Source organism: Alteripontixanthobacter maritimus (assembly GCF_003340475.1).
Lineage (GTDB): Bacteria > Pseudomonadota > Alphaproteobacteria > Sphingomonadales > Sphingomonadaceae > Alteripontixanthobacter > Alteripontixanthobacter maritimus.
Map to the genome: position 1 here is coordinate 711,269 of NZ_QBKA01000002.1, position 14,122 is coordinate 725,390.

15 protein-coding genes are annotated in these 14,122 nt (G+C 61.1%); 8 read left to right on the top strand and 7 right to left on the bottom strand.

The genetic code is table 11. The features are described from left to right. Nucleotides 1–95 precede the first annotated feature (95 nt). From HME9302_RS03565 to HME9302_RS03580, 4 genes are read left to right on the top strand one after another with little or no spacing between them, the layout of a single operon-like run. Nucleotides 96–1,382: a heavy-metal-associated domain-containing protein gene (locus tag HME9302_RS03565; protein ID WP_115365878.1), complete on the top strand. Its 1,287-nt coding sequence runs from the start codon at nucleotides 96–98 to the stop codon at nucleotides 1,380–1,382. A gap of 3 nt (nucleotides 1,383–1,385) precedes the next feature. Next, nucleotides 1,386–2,033: an HdaA/DnaA family protein gene (locus HME9302_RS03570; RefSeq protein ID WP_407641311.1), complete on the top strand. Its 648-nt coding sequence runs from the start codon at nucleotides 1,386–1,388 to the stop codon at nucleotides 2,031–2,033. 30 nt (nucleotides 2,034–2,063) lie between these two features. Beyond that, nucleotides 2,064–2,789: a serine O-acetyltransferase EpsC gene (epsC, locus tag HME9302_RS03575; RefSeq protein WP_115365879.1), complete on the top strand. Its 726-nt coding sequence runs from the start codon at nucleotides 2,064–2,066 to the stop codon at nucleotides 2,787–2,789. Further along, nucleotides 2,789–3,160, top strand: a complete 372-nt coding sequence (locus tag HME9302_RS03580) for a DUF2794 domain-containing protein (RefSeq protein ID WP_115365880.1) — start codon at nucleotides 2,789–2,791, stop codon at nucleotides 3,158–3,160. The genes epsC and HME9302_RS03580 overlap by 1 nt, the downstream gene beginning before the upstream one ends. Before the next feature lie 58 nt (nucleotides 3,161–3,218). Here HME9302_RS03580 and HME9302_RS03585 read toward each other — a convergent pair whose 3' ends face one another. Both HME9302_RS03585 and HME9302_RS03590 read right to left on the bottom strand, forming a co-directional pair. Then, nucleotides 3,219–4,382: a hypothetical protein gene (locus tag HME9302_RS03585; RefSeq protein WP_115365881.1), complete on the bottom strand. Its 1,164-nt coding sequence runs from the start codon at nucleotides 4,380–4,382 to the stop codon at nucleotides 3,219–3,221. A 72-nt stretch (nucleotides 4,383–4,454) separates the two neighbouring features. Continuing rightward, complete coding sequence (locus HME9302_RS03590; protein WP_115365882.1) at nucleotides 4,455–5,384, bottom strand: SDR family NAD(P)-dependent oxidoreductase; 930 nt, start codon at nucleotides 5,382–5,384, stop codon at nucleotides 4,455–4,457. A gap of 319 nt (nucleotides 5,385–5,703) precedes the next feature. Between HME9302_RS03590 and glmU the strand changes: the two genes are divergently transcribed. The 3 genes from glmU (at nucleotide 5,704) to HME9302_RS03605 (ending at nucleotide 8,102) form a co-directional block, all read left to right on the top strand. Continuing rightward, nucleotides 5,704–7,083, top strand: coding sequence for a bifunctional UDP-N-acetylglucosamine diphosphorylase/glucosamine-1-phosphate N-acetyltransferase GlmU (gene glmU, locus HME9302_RS03595; RefSeq protein ID WP_115367448.1), 1,380 nt, complete (start codon nucleotides 5,704–5,706; stop codon nucleotides 7,081–7,083). Then, nucleotides 7,080–7,334, top strand: coding sequence for a hypothetical protein (locus HME9302_RS03600; protein WP_115365883.1), 255 nt, complete (start codon nucleotides 7,080–7,082; stop codon nucleotides 7,332–7,334). The genes glmU and HME9302_RS03600 overlap by 4 nt, the downstream gene beginning before the upstream one ends. Nucleotides 7,335–7,445: 111 nt before the next feature. Then, nucleotides 7,446–8,102 (top strand): SOUL family heme-binding protein, encoded by a 657-nt coding sequence (locus HME9302_RS03605; protein ID WP_115367449.1) that lies wholly within the window; start codon nucleotides 7,446–7,448, stop codon nucleotides 8,100–8,102. 115 nt (nucleotides 8,103–8,217) lie between these two features. Here HME9302_RS03605 and HME9302_RS03610 read toward each other — a convergent pair whose 3' ends face one another. From HME9302_RS03610 to HME9302_RS03630, 5 genes are read right to left on the bottom strand one after another with little or no spacing between them, the layout of a single operon-like run. Further along, a complete protein-coding gene (locus HME9302_RS03610; protein WP_115365884.1) occupies nucleotides 8,218–8,475 on the bottom strand; it encodes an ATP synthase F1 subunit epsilon in 258 nt (85 codons plus the stop codon). A gap of 10 nt (nucleotides 8,476–8,485) precedes the next feature. Next, nucleotides 8,486–9,943, bottom strand: coding sequence for a F0F1 ATP synthase subunit beta (gene atpD / locus HME9302_RS03615; RefSeq protein ID WP_115365885.1), 1,458 nt, complete (start codon nucleotides 9,941–9,943; stop codon nucleotides 8,486–8,488). A 23-nt stretch (nucleotides 9,944–9,966) separates the two neighbouring features. Then, nucleotides 9,967–10,836 carry a F0F1 ATP synthase subunit gamma gene (locus tag HME9302_RS03620; protein ID WP_115365886.1) on the bottom strand — a complete coding sequence of 290 codons (870 nt, stop codon included), beginning with the start codon at nucleotides 10,834–10,836 and terminating at the stop codon, nucleotides 9,967–9,969. 12 nt (nucleotides 10,837–10,848) lie between these two features. Beyond that, a complete protein-coding gene (gene atpA / locus HME9302_RS03625) occupies nucleotides 10,849–12,378 on the bottom strand; it encodes a F0F1 ATP synthase subunit alpha (protein WP_115365887.1) in 1,530 nt (509 codons plus the stop codon). A 28-nt stretch (nucleotides 12,379–12,406) separates the two neighbouring features. Continuing rightward, nucleotides 12,407–12,961, bottom strand: a complete 555-nt coding sequence (locus HME9302_RS03630) for a F0F1 ATP synthase subunit delta (protein ID WP_115367450.1) — start codon at nucleotides 12,959–12,961, stop codon at nucleotides 12,407–12,409. A gap of 250 nt (nucleotides 12,962–13,211) precedes the next feature. Here HME9302_RS03630 and HME9302_RS03635 point away from each other — a divergent pair, with 250 nt between their 5' ends. Next, a complete protein-coding gene (locus HME9302_RS03635; RefSeq protein WP_115367451.1) occupies nucleotides 13,212–14,087 on the top strand; it encodes a TauD/TfdA dioxygenase family protein in 876 nt (291 codons plus the stop codon). Nucleotides 14,088–14,122: the final 35 nt, after the last annotated feature.

Below are 14,122 nucleotides of genomic sequence, written 5' to 3' on the forward strand. Positions count from 1 at the left end.
TACTCATTCGCGCTTGGATTATCATGCCCTTTTCGGCAAAAGGCAGCCAGTTTTCCCCCAATCACCCGTTTCCGCCTGAGGTCCGCCCAGACTGCATGACCATTCCTTACCCTTTCCGCCGGCAGGCCTTCCTCGCAATCGCGTGCGTTGTCGCGTCGCTGGCGGCGTTTCTTGGCGCGCGCATGCTGCTGGCGCAGGTAAGCGGCGATCGCGGAATTGCGCCGGTCGTGGCCAGCGCCGACATCGCGGTAGGCGGTATCGATGTGGATGTGACGGGGGACACGCTGGAGGAGGCGCGAGTGGAGGGGTGGCGGCAGGCACAATCGCTCGCTTGGAAGAAGCTGGATGGTCCCAATCTTTCCGATAGCCAGATCGAGTCGATCGTATCCGCCGTAGTGGTGGAGCGGGAACAACTTGGCGCGAACCGCTATATCGCGCGGCTTGGCGTGATCTTCGACCGTCAGCGCGCTGGCCGTTATCTTGGACGGCAGGGCGCGCGGTCGCGCTCCGCCCCGATGCTGCTGGTGCCCGTGACATTCTCTGCAGGGACGCAGACCGTATATGAAATGCGCAACCCGTGGCAGCGGGCCTGGGCCGAGTACCAGGCCGGTAGCAGCCGCATCAGCTATGTCCGGCCAAGCGGGGCTGGCGGCGATTCGCTGCTGATCAATTACGGTCAGGTCGGGCGCCGCAGCCGTGCATGGTGGCGCAACATTCTTGACCAGTTCGGTGCCACGGACGTGCTCGTCCCGATCGCCAATCTGCGCTACCAGTATCCCGGCGGCCCGATCGAGGGGACATTCGTCGCGCGGTACGGTCCCGATAGCAAATATCTCGCCAGTTTCTCTCTGACTGCGAGGAACCAGGCCGCGCTACCGGGAATGCTGGAGGACGCGGTTGGTCGCTTCGACGATATTTTTGAAGAAGCGCTAGCGGATGGCAAGCTGCGCCCGGACCTTTCGCTCAGCCAGCGGACGGGTGAGGCTGCGCCCGCGATCCGGGAACTGATCGAGGCAGGGCGGCAGGCCGGAGCCCAGGAAAGAGCGAATGCGGCGGCGGAGGCGGCGCGTCGGCGCGCGGCGGAGGCGGAGCGAACCCGCGCCGCAGAACCGGAACCCACGCCGACGCCAACGCCCACCGCCACCGCGAACAGTTACGTCGTCCAGTTCGCCACTCCCGACGCCCGTGCGCTGGACACCACGCTGGCGGCTGTACGCGCCGCGCCGGGCGTACGCGGAGCGAGCGTCACCAGCACCGCGATCGGCGGCACATCGGTCATGAATGTGACGTTCGAAGGGTCGCTTGGCCAACTGGCAGGTGCGCTGAGAGCGCGCAGCTTTGCGGTGCGGCAGGGTCCGACAGGGCTCGGCATCAGCCGTTAGGATATGTCCGGACTGTCGCAAATCGCATTGCCGCTCGCGCTGGGTGACGGCAATGGCGAACCTGACCGGATCATTCTGGGTGAGGCGAATGCGGCGGTGGTGGACGCATTGCGAAGCCCGGCGGAATGGCCCTACCGCACAGCCATCCTGGCGGGTCCTCCAAGGTCCGGAAAAAGCCTGCTTGCCGCATGGTTCGCGGCGCAGGGTGCATCCGATACTACATCCGAACCGGGAAGAATCCTTATCGACGGGGCCGATGCGCTGGACGAGACCGAATTGTTCTTCCGGTGGAACCGGGCACAGGAAAACGATACGCTGTTATTGCTGGTTACTGATCGGCAGCCCTGGAGGATTGCGCTGCCGGACCTCGCCTCGCGCCTGGGCGCTGCGCTTCAATTGGAGATTGGTCCGCCCGACGATGTCATGCTCGGCGAATTGTTGCAGTTGCATGCTGCACGCCGGGGCTTGTCGCTGGATGATGGCGCCACCACATACCTTGTCCCGCGCATGGAGCGTAGTTTTGCCGGCGTCGAGCGGATCGTGGCCGAAATCGACCGGCTGAGCCTTGAACGCAAGGTGCCGGCAACGCGCATGATCTGGCGCGCTGCGCTCGATGCGGTCCAGGGGCCGGAGCAGGCGCGCTTGCTTTAGGCGGGTTTTGCTGAAAGAATCGGTGCTATCATGTTCGACGCGCTCATATCCTATCTGGACTCGATCAAGGCCCGCGATCCGGCCGCCCGCTCGCGCTGGGAAGTTCTGCTTTATCCCGGGGTCTGGGCGCTGTTCTGGCACCGCGCGGCACACTGGCTGTTCGAGGCGGAGATGTATTTCATCGCCCGGATGGTGAACCATTTCAGCCGGATGGTTACCGGGATCGACATCCATCCCGGCGCCAAGATCGGACGCAATTTCTTCATCGACCATGGCTTTACCGTCATCGGAGAAACGGCTGAAATCGGTGATAACGTGACGATCTACCAGTGCGTGACGCTGGGGGGGACCAACCCCACCAATGGCGTACCGGGCAAACGGCATCCCACATTGCTGGACAATGTCATCATCGGCTCTGGCGCTCAGATCATCGGGCCGATCACTGTGGGCGAGCGTGCGCGGGTGGGCGCGAATGCCGTAGTGCTAGACGATGTACCGGGCGGCGCGACGATGATCGGGCTGAAGGCGCGGTCCACATTGGTGCCCGTGGAGACGTGGATGCGCGAATTCATGCCTTATGGCACTCCCTGCGGCGACCCGTGCGAACCCTGTCCACCGGATGATGGCAGCAGCGATCGGCGCATCGCGGAACTGGAAGCGCAGTTGCACGCAGTGCGATCCGAGATCGATGCGTTGAAGGGTAGCGGTCATACCGAAGATACCGATCCCGGGCGGCGCAGCGGGACCGATAGCTGATGTCAGGAACAGGCGGCGGGTCCGCTACTGTGCTTCCGTTTCCGGGCTCCGGTTCGGCAAGGGGCACCGGACAGGTCGGCTTCGAACGGCATGAATTGCAGCGCATTCTCGATCTGTACGGCCGGATGGTCGCGGCGGGAAACTGGCGCGATTATGCGATGGATTTTACCCGGGACGTGGCAGTGTTTGCTGCATTCCTCCGCGCTGCGGAGCGCCCGCAGGCAAGGATCGAAAAACGCCCCTCGCTACGCGCGAAACAGGGCATGTGGACCCTATTTGGTGAACATGGGCAGGTGCTGAAACGCGGCCATGAACTTCCCGGCGTGCTCGCCCCGATGGAACGACGGTTGCTTAAAAGCGTGCAGGGGTAGGGCGCGCAAGCTTGGGGTGACGGAACCGCTATGCCCGACCGTCATTCAATTCAGCCAATTAGGTTGGAATTGTCACCGCGCTGATCGGAAGCTTTTGTTGCAAACCGTTTGGTAGCATCGCCACAACGCGCGCCCGGATCGGGGTCCAAAAGGCTGACAGGGTGAGCAGGGCAGAGCCGATCACCAGTGCTGTCAGCGCCACATTCAGCTCTACGGCGCCAAAGCGGTCGAACAGAATGGTCAGCGCGAACAGAACATAAGCCAGCGCGGACACCAGCAATGCGCGGCGGTCCACCGCCAGCGCAACCAATCCGAAGATCACGTACACGGCAACTACGCCCAGGGCCGCTCCCACTCCGATGGAATCGCCACGCGTCACGCCCAGCGCATAGAACACCGGATGCGCAATCATCGGCGCTGCGATAAGGTGCAGCCAGAACGCCACGTCTGCCCTGCGTGTCGTCCGCGTGCGGTCACTTATATCCCAGCGCATAGCAAAGGCGAAAATCGCCAAACCGGCCAAGAACACCAGGACGAGTATGAGATCGCCCGTATCGATGGGTCCATCTTCGCCCACGGCCGCTGCGATCAGCAGCACGACCGTGCCCGCAACCGCCGCAGCGCCCGCCGCAACGGTGATCGGCACGGCAAACCGCCGCCAGTGGAGATACGCCCCACCAGCGGCGAGTAAAGCTGCAACAGAACCTAGAAGCGCTCCGAGCCGATCTGAACTGTCGTCCATACCGGAAGTCAGGGCCATAGATATGCCAAGGAAGGTAGCAAGAACGCCGCCAACAAAGGCAAGCAACAGTATAATACTGGGTAGCGCCATGCGCCGTTTCCGAGTAAAAAATTCAGACAACGCCCACGCCGTGCATGCCACCAATGCAGCCCCCACCGCCATGGCGATGCCACTGGAAAATTGGTCTTCTCTGAACCAAACCTCTCGAGCGGTGTCAGATACATAATCGTAGCCGGGAAAGGCTGGATCAGGCGCAATCGCCCTACCAAGCGCCTGTCCGATAGCGCCTGCCGCGAACAGCATGATCACCGCGCCGATCGCCACGAAGATATCGTTGAAACTTGAGACGAGGCGGAAATGCTCTTCGTCCGTCACGGGCCGTTCGCGGATCTGCACTACATGCGCGCGCAGCTGTTCTGCGGCGTCCGCGCTCAGGGCGCCCGAAGCGATGGCAGAATTGATCTCGTCCTGTGAATACATTTCGGCCTACCCCTCTATTTTTAAAGAAGGATAGGCCGAGTGTGTTAGTGCGTCAATACAGTTAAGCGAATGTTAGCCCCGCGCGCTGTCGGGGCCTTTGCCGGTGACCTTCTGCATCGCAGTCAGGATTGCGCCCGACTGTTCGCTACCCGATTGCGGAGCTTTCAGATTGCTCATTTCGCTGATCTTGTCCCAGTTGGCGGCGAAGCCTTCCACGGTGCGCTCGCCTTCCGGCAGCCAGACCGCATCGTTCATCACGGTCCAGGCAGAATGGAAACCGCCTGCGCCTGCGCCGACGATGGCATTGGACGGCGCGTCCTCGCTTACCAGATACAGCGCGGCGGGAACCACATTGACCGGATCGAACAGCTTGAATGCTTCTTCAGGGAACAGGTCCTCGGTCATGCGCGTGCCGGCAACCGGCGACAGTGTGTTTACCTTGATGTTATACTTTGCGCCTTCCAGCTGCAGCGTCTTGGTCAGACCCGCCAGACCCAGCTTGGCCGCGCCGTAATTGGCTTGGCCGAAATTGCCGAAAAGGCCGGTGCTGCTGGCGGTCATCATGATGCGGCCATAGGCCTGTTCGCGGAACAGTTCCCAGCAGGCCTTGGTGGCATAGGCGCTGCCGTTCAGATGCACATTGACGACGAATTCGAAATCGTCCGGTGTCATCTTGGCGAAGCTCTTGTCCCGCAGGACGCCGGCATTGTTAAGCAAGCAATGGACGCCGCCCCATTTCTGCTTGGCATCGGCGACCATCTTTTCCATCTGGTCGTATTCGGTCACGCTGCCGCCATTGGCCATCGCTTCGCCGCCCATGGCCTCAATTTCCTCGACCACTTTCGCTGCCGCATCGGACGTGCCCGTGCCATCGCGCGATCCGCCCAGATCGTTGACCACCACCTTGGCGCCGCGGCGGGCGAGCTCCAGCGCATATTCGCGGCCAAGTCCGCCGCCTGCGCCGGTAACGATGGCGACTTTATCCTTGAACGAAATGGTCATGCGAATTCTCCGAATGGGGTCGATAATGGCAGTTTACGTGAACGGTAATACGCTGGCGGGTTTACAGGTTCCCGGCGGCTTCGCAAGCTGGCGTCCGAGAAAGCGCCATGCCGTAAGGTTACGCGGCGGAGATCTCTGCCTGGCCACCAGCCGGGAAATATTGAGTATTTGAAGCGCGCGCGATTCGTCCGAACTACGTTCGCCTCGGTGTGCTCTCCAAGAATACCAGCTTGCATAACAACTGCTGCTATCGCGACCGATGCAGAAGTCCTTCAATCCGAAAGCGATTGGTGGCATTGCGCCGGAAAGAGGAAACGCCATGACCACCGCATCCCATGAATTTGCTGCCATCATCCTTGCTGCGGGCAAGGGCACCCGCATGAAAAGCGACCTGCACAAGGTCCTGCATCCCATCGCGGGACGTTCGATGCTGCATCACCTGATGGCCTCGGTCGACGAGCTTTCGCCTGCGCACAAGGTCGTCGTGGTCGGGGCCGGGCGGGAACAGCTGGAAAATGCGCTGGATGGCAGCGCCGCCACCTGCCTGCAGGAGCCGCAGCTGGGCACGGGACACGCGGTGCAGCAGGCGCAGCGCAAACTGGAAGGGTTCACCGGTGACGTGTTGGTCGTGTATGGCGATGTGCCGTTCGTGCGGCCCGCCACCATGCGCGCCATGCTAGACCGGCTGCACGGCGACGATGCCCCTGCCGTGGTCGTGCTGGGCTTCGAACCGGACGACGCACTGCAATATGGTCGCGTGCTGACCGAAGGCGGCGACACGATTGCAAAAATGGTCGAATACAAGGATGCCAGCGAAGCCGAGCGCGGCTGCACCCTGTGCAATTCCGGCCTGATGGCGGCGCGAGCGGAAGACATGTTCGCGCTGCTGGACCGGGTCGGCAACGACAATTCGCAGGGCGAGTATTACCTCCCCGACATCGTCAATATCGCCATTGCCGACGGGCGAACCTGCGCTGCGGTCACGTCGGACAAGCCCAGCGAGGTCGCGGGCATAAACAGCCGGGCCGAACTGGCCGAGGCCGAAGCGCAATGGCAGGATTTCCGGCGGGAGGAAGCCATGGCCGAGGGCTCTACCCTGCGCGCGCCGCAGACCGTGTTCTTCAGCTACGACACGCAGCTGGGCCGCGATGTGGTGATCGAACCGAACGTGGTGTTCGGTCCTGGCGTCTCGGTCGCGGATAAATGTACCATCCGCGCCTTCAGCCATCTTGAGGGCACGACCCTGCACGAAGGCGCGGAAATCGGCCCCTATGCGCGCCTGCGCCCCGGATCGGTGCTGGAGAAAGGCGCAAAGATCGGCAATTTCGTAGAAATGAAGAAGGCCACGCTTGGCCCCGGGGCCAAGGCCAATCACCTCAGCTATATCGGTGATGCTACGGTAGGGGCAGGCGCGAATATTGGCGCGGGTACGATTACCTGCAACTACGATGGTTACTTCAAATACCAGACTACCATCGGCGAGCGGGCCTTCATCGGCAGCAACAGCGCGCTGGTCGCACCGGTCAGCATTGGCGCGGATGCTATCGTGGGTGCAGGCGCGACCGTAACGCGCGATGTGGGCGAAGGCGAATTGCGGTTGGTTCGCGCCGAACAATCGGTCAAACCGGGCTGGGCCGACCGCTTCCACGATGCCATGAAAAAGAAAAAGGCTGCCTCGAATAAGGGGCCCGGAGCATGAGCCGAAGCCAGAACCTGACCGAAACGCTGCTGCTGTTTACTGCCCTGTTGCTGCTTGTCCCGGCAGTGCCGACCTCGCAATTGGAGGGGGTCGCTTTCGGCGTTTATCATTATGTATCGATTGCCTGCTTTGCCGTGAGCCGGGCCATTCGTTGGCAGCGCCAATGGTATTTTGCGGCGCTCGAGGCGGCTGCGTATGTGCTGATCGTGGTCATCCTGCATCGTAGCGACGAGTTGTTGCTGGCGGTCTGAGGTATTGCCGCAGGGTATGCTTTCAGCAGTCGATGCGCACCCGATTGGTATATGGAGGGAACCGGGGGGATGGCGGCGCGCTTCTATTGCAGTGCGATAGAGGGAAGAATGATGCGGAAATGGATTTGGGTTGCGGTGGGACTTGGCGTTGCCGCCGCCGCCGGGGTTGCGGCTTATGCGCAATATGACCGTTCGCTGGAAAAACCGCGCTACTCGGTAATCGACAGCGATGGAGATTTCGAACTACGTCAATATGATCCGATGCTGGTTGCGGAAGTCACCACGATCGGAGCTCGCGATAAAGCCTTGAATGCAGGGTTCCGCAGGCTGGCCGCCTATATTTTCGCGCAAGACCGGCCGGGTAAGGATCAGGAAGAAATCGCGATGACCTCCCCCGTCATGCAGGATGAGAAGATTGCGATGACTTCGCCTGTCATACAGGATGGCAATTCGCAGCGCGGCGAAGGCAGCGATACCGGCGAATGGCGCACGCGCTTTGTCATGCCGGGCAAGTACACGGCAGAGACTTTGCCGGAAACGCCATCGGACATCGCTATCGATACCGTACCGGGGCGCCGAATGGCGGCAATCCGCTTCAGCGGCAGTCCGTCGAGCGACGATCTGGCGAAACAGGAAGCGCGGCTACGCGAATGGCTTGGCACCCGCGGGCTGGATACTGGCGGCGCGGCGGAATATGCGTTCTACGATGCTCCGATGGTCCCGCCGCCCATGCGCCGGAACGAAGTCATGATCCCGGTTGAGGGATAGGTAGCCTTAGCACCTGACGGCCAAGTTTAGCGGGACGTTTAGTCGATATCACAGACATATACAAAAAAGGGCGACCCGCGGGCCGCCCTTTTTCGTAGGTCGATCTGGCCGAAATTCAGCCTTCAACGTGTTCCGCCAGCACGGTAAGGCCATTTTCGCCGACTTCGGCAAAACCGCCGCGCACTTTGACATTCTCGGGCGCACCGCCCTCGGTGCGGTAAACCTGTAAAGTGCCATCGCGCACGGTCGACATAAAAGGCGCATGGCCTTCCAGAACGCCGAACTCACCGTCGGAACCTGGAACGACGACCATGTGGACATCTTCCGACCGGACCAGCTTGGACGGCGTGACGAGTTCGAAGTGAAGGGGCATAATTCGCTCCTTACGCCTCGTCGGCCATTTTCTTGGCCTTCTCGACCGCTTCGTCGATTCCGCCAACCATGTAGAATGCGGCTTCTGGAAGGTGATCGTACTCGCCTTCGACCACGGCCTTGAACGACTTTACGGTATCTTCCAGCGGCACGAACTTACCGGGAATGTTGGTGAAAACCTCTGCCACGTGGAACGGCTGGCTGAGGAACTTCTGGATCTTGCGCGCGCGCTGGACCGTCAGCTTATCTTCTTCCGACAGCTCGTCCATGCCGAGGATGGCGATGATGTCCTGCAGGCTCTTGTACTTCTGCAGCGTTTCCTGAACGCGGCGGGCGGTTTCGTAATGCTCTGCGCCCACAACGCGCGGTTCCAGCACGCGGCTGGTAGAATCGAGCGGATCGACCGCCGGGTAGATGCCCAGCTCCGAAATCGCGCGGTTCAGCGTGGTTGTGGCGTCCAAGTGGGCGAACGAAGTTGCAGGAGCTGGATCGGTAAGGTCATCGGCGGGCACATAGATGGCCTGCACCGAGGTAATCGAACCCTTGTTGGTCGAGGTAATGCGTTCCTGCAGATTGCCCATGTCGGTGCTGAGCGTGGGCTGATACCCCACGGCCGAAGGAATACGGCCGAGCAGGGCGGACACTTCGGAACCAGCCTGGGTGAAGCGGAAGATGTTGTCGACGAAGAACAACACGTCCTGGCCTTCCTCGTCGCGGAAATATTCCGCCATGGTCAGGCCGGACAGGGCGACACGGGCACGCGCACCAGGAGGCTCGTTCATCTGACCGAACACCAGCGCAACCTTGCTACCTTCGGAAGTGGCATTGCCATCCGCATCCTTGGCGATGACGCCAGCGTCGAGGAATTCGTGATAGAGATCGTTACCCTCGCGGGTACGCTCACCCACGCCGGCAAAGACGGACACACCGCCATGACCCTTGGCGATGTTGTTAATCAGTTCCTGGATGAGCACGGTCTTGCCCACGCCGGCGCCGCCGAACAGGCCGATCTTGCCGCCCTTCGCATATGGCGCGAGCAGATCGATGACCTTGATGCCGGTGACCAGAATGGCCGCCTCGGTCGACTGGTCGACAAACAATGGGGCCTCGGCATGGATCGGCGCAGTTTTCTCCGCGCCGATGGGGCCGCGCTCATCGATGGCTTCGCCAACCACGTTCATGATGCGCCCAAGCGTCTTGGGGCCAACCGGCACGCGGATCTGCTGACCGGTGCTGATAACTTCCTGCCCACGCGTCAGGCCTTCGGTCGCATCCATCGCAATGGTGCGAACGGTGCTCTCACCCAGATGCTGCGCCACTTCGAGAACCAGCGTGTTGTCGCCATTCTTCGTTTCGAGCGCGCTGAGAATCGCCGGCAGTTCGCCTTCGAACTGGACGTCGACGACAGCGCCGATGACCTGGCTGATTGTGCCATTGGTGGTCTGGTTGAGTACAGGTGCGGTGGCCATGGTGTTTCCTTGGTCTGCTAAGCTTAAAGCGCTTCAGCGCCAGCGATAATTTCGATGAGTTCGGTGGTGATCGCGGCCTGGCGGCTGCGATTGTACTGGATGGTCAGATCCTTGATCAGGTCGCCGGCGTTGCGCGTGGCGTTGTCCATCGCGGTCATCGATGCGCCCTGTTCGGAAGCGGCAATTTCAAGAAGCGCGCCAAACAACTGCGTCTTCACATAACGCGGTAGCAATTCCTCGAGAATTTCCTCCTCGCCCGGTTCATATTCCACGACCGAGTCCGTGTCTTCGGCAGTCGCCGGGGCAGGGACGGGTATGAGCTGTTGCACGGTTGGGTTTTGCACCAGCGCAGACTGGAAGGTCGGATAAACGAGATGCGCTACGTCGAATTCACCAGCGTCGAATTTGGCGATCAGTGCATCGGCAATTTCCGTGGCCTCGTTGAAGCCGGGGTCGCGCACGTCGGCGGTGGTGTACATATCGTCGATGCGTTCAGGGTATGCGCGCTTGATCGGGGCACGGCCCTTCTTGCCGACGAGGTAGAACTGTACGATCTTGCCCGCTGCCATCAATTCGCGCGCCTGCACGAAAGCAGCTTTCACGATGTTGGAGTTGAGGCCGCCGCACAGGCCCTTGTCGGTATTGACGACGACCAGCAGGTGGCGCTGGTTGCCGCCCGTGCCCGCTAGCAGTTTCGGCGCGCTGTCGCCCGAAACCTTGCCCGCAAGGCTGGCCATGACGGCGCCCAGCCGTTCGGCGTAGGGACGCGCGGCTTCGGCAGCAGCCTGAGCCCGGCGAAGCTTCGCCGCTGCAACCATCTGCTTGGCCTTGGTGATCTTCTGGGTCGATTTGACCGAGGCGATCCGCCCTTTGAGTTCCTTGAGGCTTGCCATGGTGTTCCTGTCTTACGCGAACTGCTTGGCGAAGGTGTCGAGCGCCTTGACCGTCGCGTCTTTCACATCGCCTTCGAACTTGCCGCTCGAACGGATGTCATCCAGCACGCTCGCGTGCTCGCTGCGCATGAAGGACAGCATCTGTTCTTCATAGTCGTTCACCCGGTTGACCGGCACGCTGTCGAGATAGCCATTGGTGCCAGCGTAGATCGACACGGTCTGCTCTTCGAAGGGCATGGGCGAAAATTGTGCCTGCTTGAGCAATTCGGTCAGACGCGCACCGCGATTGAGCAGTTTTTGCGTGGAAGCATCGAGGTCCGAACCGAACTGCGCGAACGCCGCCATTTCGCGGTATTGCGCCAAGTCCAGCTTCATCGAACCGGATACCTTCTTCATCGCCTTGGTCTGCGCGGCACCGCCCACACGGCTCACGGAAAGGCCCACGTTGATCGCTGGACGGATGCCTTGATAGAACAGGTCCGTTTCCAGGAAGATCTGGCCGTCGGTGATCGAAATCACGTTGGTCGGAATGTAAGCCGAAACGTCGCCAGCCTGCGTTTCGATGATAGGCAGCGCAGTCAGCGAGCCGCCGCCTTCGGCCTTGTTCATCTTCGCCGCGCGTTCGAGCAAGCGGGAGTGGAGATAAAACACGTCGCCCGGATAGGCTTCGCGGCCCGGAGGACGACGCAGCAGCAGCGACATCTGGCGGTATGCCACGGCCTGCTTGGACAGATCGTCATACACGATCACGGCGTGCATAGCGTTGTCGCGGAAATATTCGCCCATTGCGCAGCCGGTATAGGGCGCAAGGTACTGCAGCGGGGCCGGTTCGGACGCGGTCGCGGCGACCACGATGGAGTATTCCATCGCGCCGTTTTCTTCGAGCGACTTTACGATCTGCGCCACGGTGGAGCGCTTCTGGCCCACTGCGACATAGATGCAATACAGCTTCTTGGATTCGTCGTCGCCCTGATGCGCATCCTTCTGGTTGATGAAGGTGTCGATCGCGACGGCCGACTTGCCGGTCTGCCGGTCACCGATGATCAGCTCGCGCTGGCCGCGGCCCACTGGCACGAGCGCGTCGATAGCCTTGAGGCCGGACTGGACGGGTTCGGAAACAGATTCGCGCGGGATGATTCCCGGTGCCTTGCGCTCTACACGGCGGCGTTCCGTCGATACGATCGGACCCTTGCCGTCGATCGGATTGCCGAGCGCATCGACCACGCGGCCAAGCAGGCCCTTGCCAACGGGAACGTCCACGATGGTGCCGGTCCGCTTGACGACGTCGCCTTCCTTGATCTCGGCATCGGTGCCGAAAATCACCACGCCGACATTGTCGCTTTCCAGATTGAGGGCCATGCCCTGCACACCGTTCGAAAATTCGACCATTTCACCGGCCTGAACATTATCGAGGCCGTGAATACGGGCGATGCCGTCACCCACGGAGAGGACGGAACCGACTTCGCTGACTTCGGCTTCGGTGCCGAAATTGGCGATCTGATCCTTGATGACCTTGGAGATTTCTGCGGCGCGGATTTCCATAATCGGGCTTTCTGTACGGCGTGTGCCGTCAGCCTTTCATAGCTTGGGCAAGAGAGTTGAGGCGGGTGCGCAGCGAACCGTCGATGCGCTTGGATCCGATGGTAACGACAAGGCCGCCCAGCAGATCGGGATCGACCTTGCTGGACAACATGACCGTGCGTCCTTCACGGGCAGTCAGCTTGTGCTTCAATGTGGCGAGCTGTTCGTCGGTCAGCGCATGGGCGCTGGTGACCTGTGCGGTCACTTCGCCCCGTTGGGCCGACGCGATGCTGCGGAACGCACGGATAACGGCGGGCAGCTGCGACAGGCGGCGGTTGTCCGCCAGCACGCCGAGGAAGTTGGTGGTAAGCTGCGACAGGCCGGAAGCCTTCGCCACAGCCTTGATCGCGCTCCCTTTGGTGGAGCGGCTGATTTCCGGATTGGTAGTGAGCGCGCGCAGATCGGCCGATTCGCCGAGCGCCCCGTCCAGGGTTTCGAGATCGGACTCCACAGCCGTGACCGTGCCGTCTTCAACGGCGAGATCGAACAGGGCAGAGGCGTATCGGCCTGCAAGGCTTGACTGAATACCGGCGGAAATATCCACGCGTACTGGTTCCTTCGAAACAGGCGGAAAAGCAAGAATTTGACAGCCCTGCATAACGGTGTCGTTCGCAAGGCGATAATTCCCCCTGCAAGGCTGGCGCGCGCCTAGCATCGGCCCCGATTCTATGCAAGCCGAGTCCGGTGGAACAGACCCATCGATTGCGCCGAAAAGCGATTGCAATGGAACGACCGGTCTTTTTACGGTACTCATATCACCGAACGGCGCATCACGACGCCGACAGGAGAGCATGATGGCAACTTCGGCCCGCACCCGCCCGCCCACCGGTAGCGGCGCACAATTCTGCGTATCTGATCTTGAGGCAAGCGCGGGTGCGTATGTCTCCGATATCCAGCTTGCAGAAACCGACGGCGATACTCTCGAAGCGTTGAAGCAAGTGGTCTACACGCGCGGCGTTGCTGTGCTCCGCGATCAGCAGTTCAGCCCGGAGGATCACATCGCCTTCGCCAAACGCTGGGGCGGGATCGATATCAACAACTACTTTCCGCTGACCGACGAACATGCCGAGATCGCCATCGTACGCAAGAAAGCCGACCAGCAGACCAATATCGGCGGGGGCTGGCATACGGACCATTCCTATGACCAGATTCCCGCGATGGGATCGATCCTGGTCGCTCGCCAGCTACCGCCAAGCGGCGGCGACACACTATATTCGCATATGGGCGCAGCTTATGATTGTCTGACGGACGAATTGAAGCAGCGTATAGAGGGGCTGGAGGCGTTTCATACGGCCGACCATATCTATGCCCCCGACGGTGCTTACGCGAAAACCGATATGGGCGGCGATCTGCGGGGGCAGGACCTGAAGACCGGCGCCGTCCATCCGGTCGTGATCCGGCACCCGCATACCGGGCGCAAGCTGCTCTACGTCAATCCGGGCTTCACCATAAATTTTGTGGGTCGGACGCGGGACGAAAGCCTGCCGCTGCTGCAGCAACTGTTTGCCGCAGCATTACTACCGGAAAACCAGTGCCGTGTGGTGTGGGAGCCCGGGACGGTAGCCATCTGGGACAATCGCACGACCTGGCACATGGCGCTGAACGACTATCCCGGGCACGCCCGCGAAATGCACCGCATTACGCTAAGCGGTGAACCGCTCGCAACTTAGGTTGCAGCATGGAATAGGCTCGTTGGAGGTGGAGT